This window comes from Kribbella sp. NPDC003557 (genome assembly GCF_040610805.1).
GTDB lineage: Bacteria > Actinomycetota > Actinomycetes > Propionibacteriales > Kribbellaceae > Kribbella.
The window spans coordinates 690,378-706,232 of sequence record NZ_JBEXMY010000006.1 but is presented as its reverse complement, the minus strand read 5'-3'; the positions used below and the strand labels follow the sequence as shown (position 1 = coordinate 706,232).

Below are 15,855 nucleotides of genomic sequence, written 5' to 3'. Positions count from 1 at the left end.
AGGTTGGGGCCGTAGCGGGCTAGCGGTAGCCGCGCTTCAGTAGGTACTTGGCTCCTGCTTCGTACCCTTTCGGGGTGAGCTGTTCGAAGCCGAAGGCGTCGGCTAGGCGGCTCGTGGTGTTGAAGGCGGTGCAGACCGCCAGCGCGTCTGCGATCTGTTGGGGCGATGCGCCGGCGGCGAGTACTTGGCGCATGTCGTCGGCGTCGACGTTGCCGTTCTGGGTGAGCTTGCCGAGCATGCGCAGGGTTGCGCGGAGGGGCTCGTCGACGGGGGCCGATTCGAGGTCAGTCAGGACTGCTGTCACGCGCGGGCCGTCCTGGTAGGCCAAACTTGCGGTCGCGGTGTGGGCGCCGATGCAGAACGCGGATTCGTTCACCGAGGACACGTAGGCAGCCATCAGTTCGCGGTCGCCTACGGACCATTCGGACGGTCCGCGCATCGCCTCGTCGGTGAATTCCTTGGCCCTGGCGCCGTAGAAGTCGGGCCGGTAGAAGGTCAGTTTGGCAGCGTCGGGCACCGGGTGTCCGGAGAACAATCGGATGATCGCGAACAGCAGCTTGGTTGCCGGGCGGTAGCCGTGGTTGAGGATCTCAAGACGCATGTCCCGACCCTCCCTCGGAGATCGCTTCTGCCAGGGCTGTCAGGCCCGCCTCGTAGCGGCGGGACGACTGACCCACGACGGCGCAGATCACCAACTCGAACAGCTGATCCTCGGTATGGCCGGACGCTGTCGCCTCAGCAAAGTCCGCTTCGGTCACCTCGACCGGCGTACTGGTGACCTTGTCGAGCAATGTGCCCAACGGCGCGGAGAGCTCGTCGCCGTCGAACGCGCGTCTGCGTTGCTCCGCCGGCGCTGTGCCGTCGCCACTCAGGATGCGATCCACCAGCGCACGGTGCGCTGCGCGTTTCCTGTCTTCTTCAAGCATCGCCCACCTCCTCGAATGTCTGACGATCGGGACACCGCGGAATACGACAAGCCTCGGCGGTTACGACGGGCTCCGTGGTGCGTACATGATGACGGCGACCCCGGCCAGGCAGATCGCGGCGCCGAGCAGGTCCCAGCGGTCGGGGCGGAATCCGTCGAGCAGGACGCCCCAGGCCAGCGATCCGGCGACGAACACCCCGCCGTACGCCGCGAGGATGCGCCCGAAATGCGCGTCGGGCTGGAAGGTCGCGACGAAACCGTAGGCGCCGAGAGCAAGCACTCCGCCGGCGATCCACCACCAGCCGCGGTGCTCGCGCCACCCCTGCCAGACCAGCCACGCCCCGCCGATCTCGGCGACAGCGGCCAGCAGGAAGAGCGCAATCGATCGCAGCGTCGTCATGCCGAGGACGCTACCGCTCCACCGCTGGTGAACGAGCAGGTATGTCAACGAGCGGCGCGTAGCGCCAGGCCGTCCAGCACCTCGACGTGTGCCACCGGCACAGTGATGTCGAGCAACAGTCCGTTCTCCGGATCTGCCGTGTAGTCGAAGCCGAAGAACGAGCAGCAGCTGGACTCCCGGGCAGTCAGGTCCCGGGCGGTGGCCTCCGACTCCGGCGCGAGTCTCAGCCGCAGCCGCGTCGGGCCGAGCCGCGTGACGTCCAACAGGCTGCTCGCGAAGAGCTCGTCGAACTCGGCGACCCGCAGAGGCCGCTCCGCGGTCGGCAGGGTGCAAGCCTGCGGTGTCCAGTCGTCGGGCTGATCGGGGTCACGAGGTTCTGTGCTCATGCCTCGACGGTAGATCCGTACCCAGGTACCGGATGCAAGCGCGGTCAGACCTGCGGCTCGTCAGACCCGGCCGCGGTGGATGCGACGACGGAGGCGGCCGTCCAGATCGCGGCGTAGGCGAAGGCGACGGTCGGGGAGATCGCGGCCCAGAGGACGCCGACTGCGAGCGTGGCCGCGAGATCGCCGAGGGATTGGACCAGGCCGAGTACGCCGTACCCGTTGCCGCGCAGGCGGTCCGGCAGCGTCAGCGCGACAACGGTGGACTCGGTGGACTCGGCGAATCCGCTGCCGATCCCGGCGGGCAGGAACCCGACGAGCAGGATCGGCCAGCTGTGCTGGTTCCAGGCGAAGAGCAGGTACGACGCGACGTAGACGGCGGCGCCGCCGGTGAAGACGAGGCGCGGGCTCAGGCGGTCGGCGAGATGCCCGCCGCCGAGCGATGCCACGGTCGCCGCGGCGGTGTGACCGGCGTCGCTGAAGAACGAGGCCGCTCCGACGCTACCGACCCCAGGCGTCAGCCACCGCGTGTCGGCCGGCTGAACACCGGGCTCCTCGGGCATCGTCCTTCGCCTGGCGTCACGATCGGTCACGGGAAAGGCTCTGAGCGCGCGCCGTGACCTACCTGTCGCGTGCGGTGAACGCTAGGAACGACGCCTTGTGCTCGGCTGATCACCGGGTCTCCAATGATTGGTGGGGCTCTGGCGAGCGGGCAACTCGGGGTGCGGTCTGTCGAGCACGGCTTCAGGGGGTGCGGCATGCCGGCTTGGTCGTCAAGGCACACGTGCGACCAGGCAGGAGGGGAATCATGAAGTTCAGCTCTCAGGCCGCCCGCCGGACAGGGGTGGGGCTGGCAACAGGCGCACTGCTCATCGCAGCGCTCACCACAACGGCCCCGGCGTCAGGCGCGATCGCCGCGGCCGACAGCACCCGGGCGATTCCCAGTGCGGGGACGACCTCCATCCGGCCCGGGCCCACGGGGCCCGACGGTCTGCGGCAGCCGGAGTTGCGTCCGCAGGGCCGGACCGAGGAGCAGCGCGTGGCAGCCCAGTTCAACCGGCCCCGGCCCGAGTTCAAGCATGGGCCGTTCCCTAAGCGGCCGCTCGACGTACCGCGGGTGAAGTCCAGCGCCGTCGCCGTGTCCAACCCGGACGTGCTGGCCAGCGTGAACGGGTTGACGCATCGCGACCAGCGGCTGGCGAACGGCGGCAACCAGTTCTCCCTCGAGCCGCCCGACCAGGCGCTCTGCGTCGGCAACGGCTACACCGTCGAGGCGACGAACAGCGTCCTGCGGGTCCGCAGCTCTGCGACCGCGGCCGCGCTCACCGGCGTACAGGACCTGAACACGTTCTTCGGCTATCCGGCCGCGATCGACCGGACGACAGGAGTGATCGGACCGCAAGTCATCGACCCGGTGTGTCTGTACGAGCCGGACCACCAGCGGTTCGTGGTTGCTCTCACGACGCTGGGAAGCCTGCCGGACGGCTCGTTCACCGGGAAGAACACGATCGATCTCGCGGTCTCGAACACCGGCAACCCGACGGGTGCCTGGACGATCTACCACGTCCCCGCGCAGAACGACGGTACGGACGGGACTCCGGACCATGGCTGCACGCTCGACGGCGTCGAGCCCGGGCCGTGCTTCCAGGACTACCCGCACATCGGCGCCGACGCCAACGGCGTGTACGTGTCGACCAACGAGTACGACCTGTTCGGGCCGTCGTACAACGCCGCGCAGATCTTCGCGTTCCCGAAGACACAGCTGGCGGCGCACCCCTCGGCCATCGACGTGACACTGGTCGAGAACCTGCACGTGGCCGGTACGCCCGGCTTCACCGTCTGGCCGGCCACCTCGCCGGCGGGCGAGTACTCGCACGAGCGGAACGGCACGGAGTACTTGCTGAGCACGATCGCCGGCGACGGGAGCGAGACCGGCAACCCGACCGGTACCGCCCGCAAGATCGGCATCTGGGGGATCACCAACACCGCCTCGCTGAACACCGCGACGCCGGCACTGGGCATCACGAGCCGGCTGGTGAACAGCCAGACCTATGTCGTCCCGCCGACCGCCGATCAGAAGACCGGCGACATCCCGTTGGGCGAGTGCATCAACGACACGACGCTGCCGACACCGTTCGGACCGGGCTGCTGGCAGGTGTTCTTCGAGCCCGCCGACGAGCCCGCCCACGACGAGGTCGAGTCGCACCCGGACTCGCTGGACTCACGGATGCAGCAGACCTGGTACGTCAACGGGACCTTGTGGGGTTCGTCCGGTACGGCGGTCAGGGTCAACGGCGAACTCAAGGCAGGCGTGGCATGGTTCGCGGTGAGCCCGAAGATCAACGGCGCCGGCAAGATCCAAGGCACCGTGAAGCGGCAGGGGTACCTCGCCCTGGCGAACAACAACCTGACGATGCCGGCCATCACCTTCACCCGATCGGGTCGTGGCGCCATCGCGTTCACCGTCCTGGGTGAGAACCGCTTCCCGAGTGCCGGCTACGTCCGGATCACCGAGAACGGATCGGTCGGGCCGATCCACATCGCCGCAGCGGGTCTCGGGCCGCACGACGGATTCACGGCGTACAAGGCGTTCGTCGGCGATCCGCCCCGGACCCGGTGGGGTGACTACGGCGCGGCGGTCAGCGACGGCACCAGCATCTGGCTGGCCTCGGAGTACATCGGCCAGACCTGCACGCTGGCGCAGTACTTCCCGTCACCCACACTCGAGAACTTCGGCAGCTGCGGAGGGACCCGCACCAGCCTCGGCAACTGGTACACCCGACTGACCAAGCTCAGCCAGTAACCCGACCGCCCCCGCGGACCCGGTGATGGTGTGGGGAGTGAAGCGGATAGGTCAGTGGTGATGGTGTGGGGAGTGAAGCGGATAGGTAATTGGTGATGTGGGGGGAGCGAAGCAAACCCACGCGTGCTACGCAGACGCTCCGGTCGCTACGCTCCCTCCCGCGTCTGCTCCGCGCGCTCCCACCTACCCCCGGCTCAGCGCCGGAGCATTGGTTGCCGGCTGGCGCCGGCGAGTTGCGCGCTGCCGCGCCCTCGACCGCCGCGTGTTGACGGACGGGCAACCCATCGAGGCGAACCGCGTCGGATGTGGCCGGTGACCGGGGAAAGGTGATCGACCCGCGCGTACTACGCAGTTGGCCGGGCCGGCCGCTGCGGGTAGGCGGCAGCGGCCTTGACAGGCATCTCGCGGGCCCCGGGCCGGACATGTCCGGCTGGTCTAACAAGCATCAGCGGTCGGCCGGCTCCGGGGGAGCGCCCTGAGTACATGCTCTGCTCGTGGTCGTCTTTCAAGGAGTTTGGGACGTGGTGTCGGATCCGGGTGGGGATGCTCGTTGTAGGGGTGAGTAGGTGTGGGGGAGGCACCTGTTTTGCCGTGCGCCGGACGTGTCGGGCTTGGTGAGTCATGGAGGAGTGGTGACGATGAAGGTTCTGCTGACTTCTGCGGGTGTTCAGAACGCGAGTATTCATAGCGCGCGCTGGTTGAGCTGTTGGGTAAGCCGGTGGCCGAGGCAAGCGCGCTGTTCGTGCCTGCCGCGCTCTACCCGTTCCCCGGGGGAGCCGGGATGGCTTGGCGGGCTGTTCGTGGGGAGTCTCCGTCGCCGTTGGCCGAGTTGGGGTGGAAGTCCCTGGGGATCTTGGAGTTGTCGGTGTTGCCGAGCATTGACGAGGGGGCCTGGGTGCCGGCGGTTCGGGAGGCGGATGCGTTGCTGTTCGCGGGCGGTGACCCGTTGTTCTTGGCGGGTTGGATGCGGCGGTCGGGGTTGGCCGAGGTGTTGTCGTCGTTGCGGGCTGAGGCGGTGTACGTCGGGGTGAGTGCGGGCAGCATTGCTGCTGCGTCCACCTTTGTCGAGACGTACGTCGAGCCGCCGCGTGGCGCGGATGGGCCGTCGGAGTCGGAGAAGGTCGTCTTCGGTACGCCGCAAGGTGACGTCGACAGGATCCTGGTCAGCGGTCGGGGGGCGGGGCTCGTCGACTTTGCGGTGATTCCGCATTTCGAGCACGTGGACCATCCTGATGCTTCGCTCGCGAACGCGGAGAAGTGGGCGGCACGGATTCCCGCGCCGACGTACGCGATCGATGATCAGACCGCTGTCAAGGTGATCGACGGGGCTGTGGAGGTCGTCTCGGAAGGGAGTTGGCGGCTGTTCAAGCGCCCCGAGCACTAGGGTGACTGGCGTGACAGAGGCATTCCAGGGGTGGCCGCGGGGAGCGTTTGATGTGCTTTTGCGGCTTGAGGGGGAGCCTTCTGTTGAGGTGCGGCGGGGGTGTCGGCGGGAGCGGGAAGAGTTGGTTCGGCGGCCGATGGTGGGGTTGCTGAATGCGGTGGCTGATGCGGATTCGGCCTATGAGGACTTTGCGGTGTGGGGGTATGGGGAGGTGCTGCTGCAGGCGTGGCAGCGGCAGACGGCGATTGTTCGGGTGGCTCGGAATGTCGAGTTCGGGGTTCGGTTCGATCTTGATGGGTTAGAGGTCGGGCTGGCCTGGTGGTATGCGCCGTCGGTGCAGATCGAGCGGTACCGGGCGGCGGTGGCGGACGACGGGTCGGGGGACCGGTTGGTGACGGTTCTGGCGCGGCTCGAGCGGGACGGGTTCGGGATTTCGGGGGAGCGGTTGAAGCGGCCGTTGCGGGGGTATCCGGTGGACCATCCTCGGGCGGAGTTGTTGCGGCACAAGTCGGTGATCGCGTCGCGCGGGCTCGGGTGTGGGGAGTGGATTCATACGGCGGAGGCCGCGGATCGGGTGCTGGAGGCGTTCGGGCAGTTGCGGCCGCTGGCGCGGTGGCTGGTCAGGAATGTGGCTCTCGAGCCGGCTTGATGGTGGCGGGCGGGACGGGCGGCATGTCAGGATGCGAGAGGCTCACCTTCAGGCCCCCTTCGGATGGAAGGGGCAGGAGATGGCACACCAGGTCGAGTTTCGGTTGTCGGAGAATCCCTGGGCGCCGACGGCCGTCGTCGAAGAGGTGAACGCCCGGACGGGCAGTGGGCTGGTGCTGACGGGCCTGGCTGATCAGGTCGGCGGTACCAGCAGTGCGGCGTACGTCGCTTGGCCGGACGGGCGTGAGGCCGCGATGACGCGTACTCGGACAAAGCTGTCGACGATGCGGCAGACGGCGAGCGTGCTGAACGACGTACGCAGCGGGGGTCTGCCGGTTCCGGCGCATCAGTTGGTGCTGGAGCTTCACGACGGGTATGTCGCGGTTGTGCAGGAGAGGTTGCCGGGGCGGCATGTGGACTCGCTCGATCCGGGGACGGCCGCCGCGTTCATTGCCATGAACAACCGTTTCGCCGGTGTGCTGCGGGACCATCCGCAGGTTCCGCGGCCAGGAGCGTTCCGAGGCGGTGGCGTGTTCGAGCGCACCGTCGGACAGCTCGGTAGACGTGGTCGGCGGCTGCTGGAGCGGCTGCTCGAAGTCGATGGTGGGCGGCCCTTCCGGATGGAAGGCGATGATCTCGTGCACACCGACTACACGCCGGGCAATGTTCTGTTCGATGCCTCAGGCAACGTCAGCGGGGTTGTCGACTGGAACTCCGGTGCGGCGCGTGGCGACCGGCGGTACGCCCTCCTGGCGATGCGGTGGGGCGGCATCGGAGCCGGGGAGCCGGACCAGATCGAGGCGGAGCTGGCCCAGCTGACCCCGGCGACGAGACGTAGCTATGAGGCGCATTGGATGGTCGACCAGGTGCACGAGTCGGTGGTGAAGGGCTTCTCGCCGGAACGCGTTCAGGCCGACCTCGCACGCGCGGAGAAGGTACTGGGCTGAGGCCGGGAGCGAGGACGGTCAGCAGCAGGACCTCGTCCATTGAGGGACGGGGCGGCCGTCCTTGGCCCACCAGGTGTGGGTCGGGTGTTGGGGCCAGCCGTCGGGGGAGTCTTCCCAGGTCTCCTGGCGGCCGTACACGGTCAGGTCGAGCAGCCGGGCCTGCGTCATGGCTGCCTCGACGCCGCGCCCGATCGTCTCGTTGGTGAGATAGACCCGGTCTCCACGGCGCAGGTAGCACGCGAAGTAGCCGGGTTCGTCGATCAGGCCGGTACCGACCGCAGCGTCCCGCACTCCGAGCATCGAGTACCACGGCAACGTGTAGCCCATGAAGGCGCGGAACGGCGCGATCTCCTCCCACGGCCCCTCGCAGAACACCGCGAACGACACCCCGCGATGGTTCAGGTAGCCGGCGTCGTGCACGTCGAAGATGGACGCCGTACAGCCTTCGCACTGCCCTTCGATCCCGGCGCCCGCGTGCCACATGTGCTTGTACGCGATCAGCTGGTCGCGCCCGTCGAACACGTCGAGGAACGACACCGGCCCGTCCCCGCCGACGAGCGTGGCCGAGGCGTCGACCTCGGTCATCGGCAGGCGGCGCCGGGCCGCCGCGATCGCGTCGCCCTCGCGAGTGTGGGCCTTCTCGCGGACGAGCAGGTCGCGGCGTTCGCGGGCCCAGGTCTCACGGTCGACGATCGGCGGTGCTGCGGTCATGGGGGTTCTCCTTGTCGGTCCGGTGTCATCAGTACCGACGAGCCACCCGGCGTACCGTCATCGCACTTTCTTTGGAAGGATCCGGCGGTATGGCGGACGAGGCGTGGTTCCGGGAGGTGTTCGAGGCGCACCGGCGCCCGCTGCACGCGCACTGCTACCGCCTGACCGGCAACGTCGCCGACGCCGACGATCTGGTCCAGGAGACCTTCCTGCGGGGCTGGCGCTCCCGGTCGCAGTACGAGGGGAAGGCCTCGATCCGGACCTGGCTCTACCGGATCGCCACCAACGTGTACCTCGACCACCGCAAGGCCGCGGCGCGACGGACCGTATCGGTCGGCGACCCGCTGGAGTGGTCGACCGACATCGGTCCGTATCCCGACTCGCTGCTGGGCGAGGATCCGTCCGCCGCGCTGGTCGCGGGGGAGACGGTCGAGCTCGCGCTGATCGCGGCGTTGATGTTCCTGCCACCGAGGCAGCGGGCGGCGTTCGTACTGCGTGACGTGTCGGGCTGGACACCCGCCGAGATCGCCGCCGGCCTCGAGCTCGCCGTACCCGCGGTGAACAGCCTGATCCAGCGTGCGCGGAAGACCCTCCGGCACTACGCGCCGGGTGACGCCCGGAACTGGCGCCGGCCGACGCTGACCAGCGAGGACGAGGAGGTCCTGCGCCGGTACGCCGAGGCCGTCGATCCCGTGAGTGTGCGGGAGCTGCTGGCCGACGACGTACGGATCACCATGCCGCCGGACCCGCCCGTCGTCGGGCGCGAGGCGGCGGCCGAGTTCCTGGGCCGGCCGCTGGACTGGCTCACGTTCCCGTCGGCCGCCAACGGCCGGCCCGCGCTGATCTGCTATCTCCGCAAGACCGGCACCGACCTGTACGAGGCGACGGTCGTCGACGTGCTCACGATCAGCAACGGCCGGATCGTCGAGAGCAACGCCTTCGTCGGAGCCCACCACGTGACCGCCTTCGGCCTGCCCGCGACCATCGAGCGACCCGCCTGATGCATGCCACCGGCCACAATTCCGCGCACGTCGCGTGGCCGCCCGGGCCGGGGGAGTAGCTGGAGCTCAAACCGTTGTAGGTAAGGGGATCCGGGCGTAACGTCGGCAGCGGGATTCTGGCGACGCGGCCGGCTTGGGGGGCCTGGTGCGCGACCTCGCCTGGGGGGCCTGTTCGGCAGGCCGATGGGGAACACACGGGCTGCGTAGGGAGGGACTGCGCACGGCTCGCCGTGAGGAGACTGCCTGGCCCGAGACACGGGCCGGGACCTGGATCTCCAAAGGGGGAGAGATGGGGTCTTCACTGGGAGCCGGCCCGCGTGCCGGCACAACGCGTAGGACACGCCGGCCGTTGGTTCTGGCGGCGAGTCTGTTGCTGGTGGGTAGCGCCTTGATCGCGTCACCGGCACTCGCGTCCCATCCCGAAGTCAGTCTGCCGGGCAGCAACTTCGAGATCGACACCGACGCGAACCTCAAGGTCGACGACGCGGGATCGCTCGACTGGGCGAACGTCACCGAGACCCGCAAGGCCGACAAGACGAGCGGCCAGACCGACGACTCGTTCGGTCAGGGCACGAAGGAGGACACACCGGTACCGCAGGTGGTCGACGGCAGTATCCCGCCGCAGAAGAGCGATCTGCTCAACTTCGGTGTCTACCTGGAGGACACCGCGACGACGGACTTCCTGCACCTGTTCTGGCACCGTGTGCAGGAGCCGACCGGAACGACCAACATGGACTTCGAGTTCAACAAGTCGCTGACGCTGAGCGCCAACGGCACCACCCCGCTCCGGACCGCCGGCGACGTACTGATCCAGTACGACCTGGCCCAGGGAGGTACGAACCCGCAGCTGTTCCTGTCCCGCTGGGAGACCGCGGACAAGACCAAGTGCGAGGCGTCCAACTCGGTGCCGTGCTGGGACAAGAAGGTCAACCTGACCACCGCCGGTCTGGCGACCGGATCGATCAACACCTCGCCGATCCCGGCCGCGCAGTCCGACGGTCTCGGCGACGTCTCGGCGCGCACGTTCGGTGAGGCGTCGGTCAACTTCAGCGCGCTCGGCGGCGGCGACCCGTGTGTGTCGTTCGGTTCGGCGTACCTGAAGAGCCGGTCGTCCGACTCGTTCACCGCGGCGCTGAAGGACTTCATCGCCCCGACGCCGCTGAACCTCGCCAACTGTGGCGCGATCAAGGTCACGAAGCTGCGCAAGCACGCGGCCGACGGCTCCGGCGATCACCCGCAATCCGGCGTGACCTTCACGCTGAACGGCGCCAATGCGAAGGTGACCGACGCCAACGGCCAGGTCTGCTGGGACGCGCTGCAGTTCGGCACGTACACGGTGACCGAGACCTTGCCGGCGGGCTACGCGGCTGACGGTCCGCTGTCGCAATCGGTGACGGTGGACAACGTGGCGACCTGCGGTGGCTCGCCGTACGCCGGTGAGACCGCCACCTTCCACAACACCCCGTTGACGAACCTGTCGGTCTCGGTCGACTCGCAGATCAACGGCGGTACGGCGTCGACGATCGTCTGCACCGGCCCTGGCGGCGGAACCGTGGCGAGCGGCAGCACCGGCACGAACGGTGACGGCTCGGCGACGGCGTCCAACCTGCGGCCGGGTACATACACCTGCACGATCGTCATCGACCCGTAGGTAGACAGAACGCTCCGCCGTGGCATCCCTCCAGCCCGGTGGAGCTCAAGGGAGCCCGGGATGCGCGAGCCTCCCGGGCTCCTGCGTCAGACGAGGGAATCGCTGACTGCCTCGCAGTAGGACCTGATGAGGTGTGGTGTCGTGGTGGAGCCGGGTGGGACCGCGCTGCGGGCGGCGCGGGACAGTTCGACGACGGACCAGTGGGTGGCGGGGTTGCAGGCCATCATTCGCAGGCTCTGGTCGAGGTCGGCGGCGGTCATCGTGAGGAGTTCGTCGAGGGCCTCCCGCAGTTTGGTGCGGGCCACCAGGATCTCGCGGGCGTTGTAGCGGCCGAGGTTGCGGTACGCGACGAAGCTCGCGGTGTCGAAGAACTGGTTGAGGGTCGATTCCCGGGGGTAACTGGGATAGCGCTCGTGGAAGGCGAGCAGGGCCGCGGGCATCTCCTTGGCCAGGCCTGGCTTGGCGTACCAGAGAATGCCGACCCGGGTGTCGTGGGTGAAGGTGCCCGCGCCCTTGGTGAAGAAGCCGATGTTGACGGTGCGCGGGGAGTACGCCGGGACGCGCGAGCCGCTCGGCGCCGCGCGGAGCGGGTCGAGGCTGATGTCGATGCGGATGTCGCACTCGCTCGGCGCGATCGCGATCGCCTTGCCCAGCGAGGCCGTCGCGTCGCCGGGACCGGAGTCGGCGTCGACGCAGACGATCTCGGTGATCTCCGACATCCGGAGCAGTTCGACCAGGCCGGTGTTCTCCCAGTGGCCGCCGTCGGTCAGGTACAGGTACGGGTCGTCGAGGTCGTGGATCCCGAAGAACTCCTTGAACAGGTAGCCGAGCCCGGTGCCGGGATACCGGAGGCCGGGCTGGTCCTGGAGATTCGCCGCCTCGAGCTGGGTGATGAACCGGGGGTTCGCGATCCAGACGCCGAGCCGGATGTTGAAGAAGGTCAGCAGCATGCTGGTCGGCCCGATCTGGAACCGGCCCATCGCCGGCGAGACCGCGGCGCTGGAGATGGCCACCGCCATCATCGTGGTGATCCGCTTGTGCAGCCGGGCGCCGAGCCGGTCGAGCACCCGGGTCGAGGCGGCGAACTCCAGCGTGTTGCCGCGTCCGTCCTGGGGCAGGTGCAGGGTGGTCCGCTCGGGATCGAAGGTCACGCTGAGCGCCGGCGTGCCGTAGTGGGTCCGGACCGCGCGCGAGCTCACCGTGCTGGTGGTGCAGACGACGAGCGGCGTACGGACGGCCGTCTTGCCGTTGTTGAAGGCGAACAGGCCGGGCTCACGCTTGGTCAGGTCGGCGCCGGCGACGTCGTCGTTCTCGTACGGATGCACGCTGAACTCGCCCTGTGCGTTCCTGGTGCGGTACGTCGCGTAGGCCAGGCGCAACTTGCCGCGGTAGAACGGCGCCAGCGCCCAGCTCTCGGGGCTCGGCCCCAGGAGCGCCAGAATCACGAGACCGACGGCCAGAACCCAGTTCCAGCCGGATTGCCAGCTGACCAGATCGCTTCCTGACCAGGTCACCCCGTGCTTGGCCGCGGTCCAGGTCGACAGCGCCGCCAGACCCAGTGCGACGACGATGAACGCGAATCCGCCGAGCTTGGGTGCGAAGCGCGCGGCCGGCTTCCGGAGGATGCGGACGACCGAACCGACGACGCCGGCGCTGGCGGCCGCGGTGGCGACGAGCGCGGGCAAGGACAGGTAGGCGACCGCGCCGACGAGCTCGACGAAGGCCCAGATCGTGAGTGCGAGCAACGCCCCGATCGCGAGTGCGGCGTACGCCGCTCGCTTGAGCGTCCGCAGCGTCAGCCGCGCCCACCCCTGGTTCTGGGCGGTACCGATGAGGAGACGGCCGGCCAGAACCCAGAGCAGCAGTACGGCGAACCCGGCGACCAGGAAGACGATTCCGGGCAGCGCGAGCGAGTGTTCTTGGACGAGATCGTGCAACGCACCCTTCGGCAGCGTGCCGTCCAGGCCCGTGAAGTTGCGCAGTGCCCACCCCACCGGCCGGGTGATCGCCCAGAGCATGCTAAGCAGCACCACCACGTTGACGGTGAGGCCGGCGATGACGGTCGCGAACACGGCCGGCCGGTAGGAAGCCTGGTTGTCCGTGCTCTCGCCCTGCCGGGTCGCGTTCGTGGCGGCGGGGTCGGTGTCGGATCCGCGGGGCTCGTTCGACGCGAGGTAACCGAGGTTGTCGACCAGGTGCCGCTCTTCCGGGGTGAGCCAGCCGTTGTCCTGCCACTCCCACGGCACCGGGTTGAGCACGTCCGGACCGAGGCGGGCAGTGCTCCCGCCGTCGGTCGTGTCGTAGCTGGACCGCGAGATGCTCCAGCCGGCGGCCAGGTTCGAGCCTCCGGACACGGCGGTGACCGCACGGGCCCCGGACCAGCCGAGTACGCCGTCGTCGAGTGTCTGGAGCGCGCCGAGGCTGATCGACGATGCGCGGATACCGCCGCCGGACAGCGCGATGCCGTACTGCGCCGTTCCACGCGGGGCTGTGCCGCGTTGCGTCTGCTTGCCCTCGGCCTGCTGGGTGACCTCCTGCGACGGCGGTTCCTTGGCAGGTGTGGCGGCCGCCTTCCGGGCGTACGCCGGCAGCGCCCAGGAGGCGAGCCGGACCCAGCGCGGGGTCGACCACCACGCGAACGCGCCGGCGGTGACGTAGACGACGGCGACGAGCAGGATGGCGAACTTCGCCCACGCGCAGATCGCCACGAACTGCCAGGCCCGGTTCGACGATCCGGCCGACAGCATGAGGATGTTCTCGGCGATGTCGAAGGCGCCGGCGACGAAGACCGAGATGAGCACGGTGATGCGGGCCCGCCGCAGCGCGGGCAGCCGGAAGTACGCGCCGGCCCAGAAGACCAGCAGGCCGAGCAGGAGCACGTAGGAGACGATGAACCAGAAGTCCTGCTGCACGGCTCGCGTGAACTCGGCGTCGCACGCGCAGTCCGTCCACGCCTGGCTGGTGCCGGCGAGTTCGATGTCGACGATCGACTCCGACTGACCCTTGAGACTCGCCGCGGCGCCGAAGTGCGCGGCCACGAGTACGGCGAGCACCAGCGTGGCCCAACGCAGTACGGCGAACCAGTGAGGCAGCCTGTCGATGCGCGTGAAGAGCCGTTCGGCCCAGCCGGGGACCTTGCGACCCTCGACGCGGGCGGCCGCGAGCAGGACCGCCCCGGTGAGCAGGATGGTGACGAACAGCAGCACGATCCAGAACGCGTCCGGCAAGAAGTCCCCGAGCCGGTCGCCGAGCAGCGCCACGAGCACCCCGAAGACGGCAAGGCCCACGACCAGCCAGAACACCCGGCGCCCGTAGTGGAACGACACGTCCGTCTCCGGCGCCAGGCCGCCGGTCGGCGGATCCAGAAGAATCGCCATGATGCTGCACCCCCACGGGTTCATCGGCACGGAACGTGCTCACCTGTAAGAGGAGCGAAAAGAACGACTGATACGCCCACGGCAGGACAGTGACCTGCGGTGACGTCACAGTTCCGCATCGGCCCGGTGGCCTGTCGTGGAGGTTGGCCGCCAACGGGCATCAACTGGCGTTCTAACGGTGGAAGGCCAGCGCCGGTGCGGGGGAGTCTTGGAGCCATGATCACGGACGAGCTGCAGAGAACCTTCGTTCTGGTACCCGGGGCCTGGCATGGGGCTTGGGCGTGGGACGGCATCGTGGCCAGGCTTCGGCGAGCCGGTCACCAGGCTGTCGCCGTCACGCTCGACGGCCTGGAGCCGGACCCGTCGCCGGACAGCGCCGGAGCGAACCTGGATACCCACATCGAGCGAGTGCTCGCGGTGCTGGACAAGTGCGGCCCGGGGCCGATCACCTTGTGCGGACACAGCTATGCAGGGCTGGTGATCGCCGGCGCCGCGGATCGATCCGGCCGCTCCGTCGATCGGCTGGTCTTCTGCGATGCCTTCGTGCCGGCTGACGGCGACTCCTGGTGGTCACTGGCCAACGAGCACTATCGGACCCGCATCATCGACGGGGCGCGGGCGGATGGTCGCACGGCCGCTCCGTCCGCCGACGCGGATCCGCGGAGGCGACCGCATCCCGTCGCGTCGTTCCTCCAACGGCTTCGGCTCGGGGACGGTATCGACCGGGTGGCGCGGCGGACACTGATCCACGCGTCCGCCTGGGAAGCGACGCCGTTCCAGGCGCAGTTCGAGCGTCTGCGCACCGAGCCCGACTGGGAGGTCCACGAGCTCGCGGTCGGACATGCTGTCTACAACGAGGCTCCGGATCGCCTCGTGGACATCCTGACCGACAAGGCCCGTGGTTAGCGAGTGCGGCGGAGAAGGCGTTTGAGGAAAGGGAAGAGGGCCGCAGCGGCCAGGAGGGTGAGGCTGGCGACAGTTGCGTACTTGTCGATCATCAGGACCAGGTCGACGGCTTCTTGGCCGGCCCGGTAGCCGATGGCCGTGACCAGGGCCGTCATCAGCGCGGCGCCCGCGAAGTCGAGGGCGAGGAAGGTGACGAGCCGCATTCCTGCCCAGCCGGCCATCGCGTAGACGACCGCGGTGGGGACACCTGGCAGTACGGCGAGAAAGACCGCGGCGCGCAGCGTCCACGGGCTCAGGTCCCTGGCGCGGCCGGCGAAGCGTACGGCGCGCTCGCTGGTCGTGAACATCTTGATGATGCCGAGGCCCCAGCGACGGCCGGTCCACCAGGTCAGCCAGTCGAACTTCACCATTCCGGCCGCGCCGGCGACGACGACCAGCCAGAGGTCGGCCTCGCCGATCCGGGCGAACGCGGCCGCCGCACCGACGGCGGTCAGGTCGCCGGTGAGAAACTCGAGCAGCACCGGATGCGACGCGATCAGGAACGGCTTGGCCGGCCGCAGCGCCAGCCCGACCGCGACCACGCCGAGGATCGCGCCCATCAGCGCGAGATCACCTCGGTCGGCGGACCCCTCCCAGGGCACGAACCGGCGCCACGCCCGGCCGGCCGGCTGCTGTGCGTTGGTCATCAGTGCTCCTGGGACGGCTGATCTCGAACAACG

General features: G+C 68.8%; 15 protein-coding genes. 7 read left to right on the top strand and 8 right to left on the bottom strand.

Annotation, left to right across the window (positions count from 1 at the left end; all coding sequences use genetic code 11):
- Positions 1-19: 19 nt before the first annotated feature.
- The 5 genes from ABZW60_RS28115 to ABZW60_RS28095 are packed head-to-tail and all read right to left on the bottom strand — an operon-like array spanning position 20 to position 2,301.
- Positions 20-601, bottom strand: coding sequence for a hypothetical protein (locus ABZW60_RS28115; RefSeq protein ID WP_355481744.1), 582 nt, complete (start codon positions 599-601; stop codon positions 20-22).
- Positions 591-926, bottom strand: coding sequence for a hypothetical protein (locus ABZW60_RS28110; protein ID WP_355481742.1), 336 nt, complete (start codon positions 924-926; stop codon positions 591-593). Before ABZW60_RS28110 ends, ABZW60_RS28115 begins: the two co-directional genes overlap by 11 nt.
- A gap of 60 nt (positions 927-986) precedes the next feature.
- Positions 987-1,325 carry a YnfA family protein gene (locus ABZW60_RS28105; RefSeq protein ID WP_355481740.1) on the bottom strand — a complete coding sequence of 113 codons (339 nt, stop codon included), beginning with the start codon at positions 1,323-1,325 and terminating at the stop codon, positions 987-989.
- Between the two features lie 44 nt (positions 1,326-1,369).
- Positions 1,370-1,711: a hypothetical protein gene (locus ABZW60_RS28100; protein ID WP_355481738.1), complete on the bottom strand. Its 342-nt coding sequence runs from the start codon at positions 1,709-1,711 to the stop codon at positions 1,370-1,372.
- 44 nt (positions 1,712-1,755) lie between these two features.
- Entirely contained in the window at positions 1,756-2,301 is a 546-nt protein-coding gene (locus ABZW60_RS28095; protein WP_355481737.1) for an MFS transporter, read from the bottom strand.
- A gap of 215 nt (positions 2,302-2,516) precedes the next feature.
- Between ABZW60_RS28095 and ABZW60_RS28090 the strand changes: the two genes are divergently transcribed.
- The 4 genes from ABZW60_RS28090 to ABZW60_RS28075 all read left to right on the top strand — a co-directional run bounded on the left by ABZW60_RS28090 (position 2,517) and on the right by ABZW60_RS28075 (position 7,490).
- The gene (locus ABZW60_RS28090) at positions 2,517-4,511 is read left to right on the top strand and encodes a hypothetical protein (protein ID WP_355481735.1); all 1,995 of its coding nucleotides are present in this window, start codon (positions 2,517-2,519) and stop codon (positions 4,509-4,511) included.
- Between the two features lie 718 nt (positions 4,512-5,229).
- The gene (locus tag ABZW60_RS28085) at positions 5,230-5,895 is read left to right on the top strand and encodes a Type 1 glutamine amidotransferase-like domain-containing protein (protein WP_355481733.1); all 666 of its coding nucleotides are present in this window, start codon (positions 5,230-5,232) and stop codon (positions 5,893-5,895) included.
- Positions 5,896-5,905: 10 nt separating this feature from the next.
- Positions 5,906-6,544 (top strand): DUF2461 family protein, encoded by a 639-nt coding sequence (locus tag ABZW60_RS28080; protein WP_355481731.1) that lies wholly within the window; start codon positions 5,906-5,908, stop codon positions 6,542-6,544.
- 79 nt (positions 6,545-6,623) lie between these two features.
- Positions 6,624-7,490: a phosphotransferase gene (locus ABZW60_RS28075; protein WP_355481730.1), complete on the top strand. Its 867-nt coding sequence runs from the start codon at positions 6,624-6,626 to the stop codon at positions 7,488-7,490.
- Positions 7,491-7,508: 18 nt separating this feature from the next.
- On the opposite strand, the gene ABZW60_RS28070 is transcribed toward ABZW60_RS28075, so the two are convergent.
- Entirely contained in the window at positions 7,509-8,201 is a 693-nt protein-coding gene (locus tag ABZW60_RS28070; RefSeq protein ID WP_355481728.1) for a DUF899 family protein, read from the bottom strand.
- An 89-nt stretch (positions 8,202-8,290) separates the two neighbouring features.
- Here ABZW60_RS28070 and ABZW60_RS28065 point away from each other — a divergent pair, with 89 nt between their 5' ends.
- Both ABZW60_RS28065 and ABZW60_RS28060 read left to right on the top strand, forming a co-directional pair.
- Positions 8,291-9,202 (top strand): RNA polymerase subunit sigma-70, encoded by a 912-nt coding sequence (locus ABZW60_RS28065; RefSeq protein WP_355481727.1) that lies wholly within the window; start codon positions 8,291-8,293, stop codon positions 9,200-9,202.
- Positions 9,203-9,578: 376 nt separating this feature from the next.
- Positions 9,579-10,853 carry a prealbumin-like fold domain-containing protein gene (locus ABZW60_RS28060; protein WP_355481725.1) on the top strand — a complete coding sequence of 425 codons (1,275 nt, stop codon included), beginning with the start codon at positions 9,579-9,581 and terminating at the stop codon, positions 10,851-10,853.
- Between the two features lie 86 nt (positions 10,854-10,939).
- On the opposite strand, the gene ABZW60_RS28055 is transcribed toward ABZW60_RS28060, so the two are convergent.
- A complete protein-coding gene (locus ABZW60_RS28055) occupies positions 10,940-14,230 on the bottom strand; it encodes a hypothetical protein (RefSeq protein WP_355481723.1) in 3,291 nt (1,096 codons plus the stop codon).
- A gap of 216 nt (positions 14,231-14,446) precedes the next feature.
- Here ABZW60_RS28055 and ABZW60_RS28050 point away from each other — a divergent pair, with 216 nt between their 5' ends.
- Positions 14,447-15,136 (top strand): alpha/beta hydrolase family protein, encoded by a 690-nt coding sequence (locus ABZW60_RS28050; protein WP_355481722.1) that lies wholly within the window; start codon positions 14,447-14,449, stop codon positions 15,134-15,136.
- Here the strand turns inward: ABZW60_RS28050 and ABZW60_RS28045 are convergent.
- Complete coding sequence (locus ABZW60_RS28045) at positions 15,133-15,822, bottom strand: VTT domain-containing protein (protein WP_355481720.1); 690 nt, start codon at positions 15,820-15,822, stop codon at positions 15,133-15,135. The two genes, ABZW60_RS28050 and ABZW60_RS28045, sit on opposite strands and share 4 nt — an antisense overlap.
- Positions 15,823-15,855: the final 33 nt, after the last annotated feature.

Excerpts from the sequence above, each read along its gene's own strand:
- ABZW60_RS28070 (WP_355481728.1), bottom strand. The coding sequence starts at position 8,201 with ATGACCGCAGCACCGCCGATCGTCGACCGTGAGACCTGGGCCCGCGAA.
- ABZW60_RS28110 (WP_355481742.1), bottom strand. The coding sequence starts at position 926 with ATGCTTGAAGAAGACAGGAAACGCGCAGCGCACCGTGCGCTGGTGGAT.
- ABZW60_RS28105 (WP_355481740.1), bottom strand. The coding sequence starts at position 1,325 with ATGACGACGCTGCGATCGATTGCGCTCTTCCTGCTGGCCGCTGTCGCC.
- ABZW60_RS28100 (WP_355481738.1), bottom strand. The coding sequence starts at position 1,711 with ATGAGCACAGAACCTCGTGACCCCGATCAGCCCGACGACTGGACACCG.
- ABZW60_RS28050 (WP_355481722.1), top strand. The coding sequence starts at position 14,447 with ATGATCACGGACGAGCTGCAGAGAACCTTCGTTCTGGTACCCGGGGCC.
- ABZW60_RS28075 (WP_355481730.1), top strand. The coding sequence starts at position 6,624 with ATGGCACACCAGGTCGAGTTTCGGTTGTCGGAGAATCCCTGGGCGCCG.
- ABZW60_RS28115 (WP_355481744.1), bottom strand. The coding sequence starts at position 601 with ATGCGTCTTGAGATCCTCAACCACGGCTACCGCCCGGCAACCAAGCTG.
- ABZW60_RS28090 (WP_355481735.1), top strand. The coding sequence starts at position 2,517 with ATGAAGTTCAGCTCTCAGGCCGCCCGCCGGACAGGGGTGGGGCTGGCA.
- ABZW60_RS28055 (WP_355481723.1), bottom strand. The coding sequence starts at position 14,230 with ATGGCGATTCTTCTGGATCCGCCGACCGGCGGCCTGGCGCCGGAGACG.
- ABZW60_RS28065 (WP_355481727.1), top strand. The coding sequence starts at position 8,291 with ATGGCGGACGAGGCGTGGTTCCGGGAGGTGTTCGAGGCGCACCGGCGC.
- ABZW60_RS28045 (WP_355481720.1), bottom strand. The coding sequence starts at position 15,822 with ATGACCAACGCACAGCAGCCGGCCGGCCGGGCGTGGCGCCGGTTCGTG.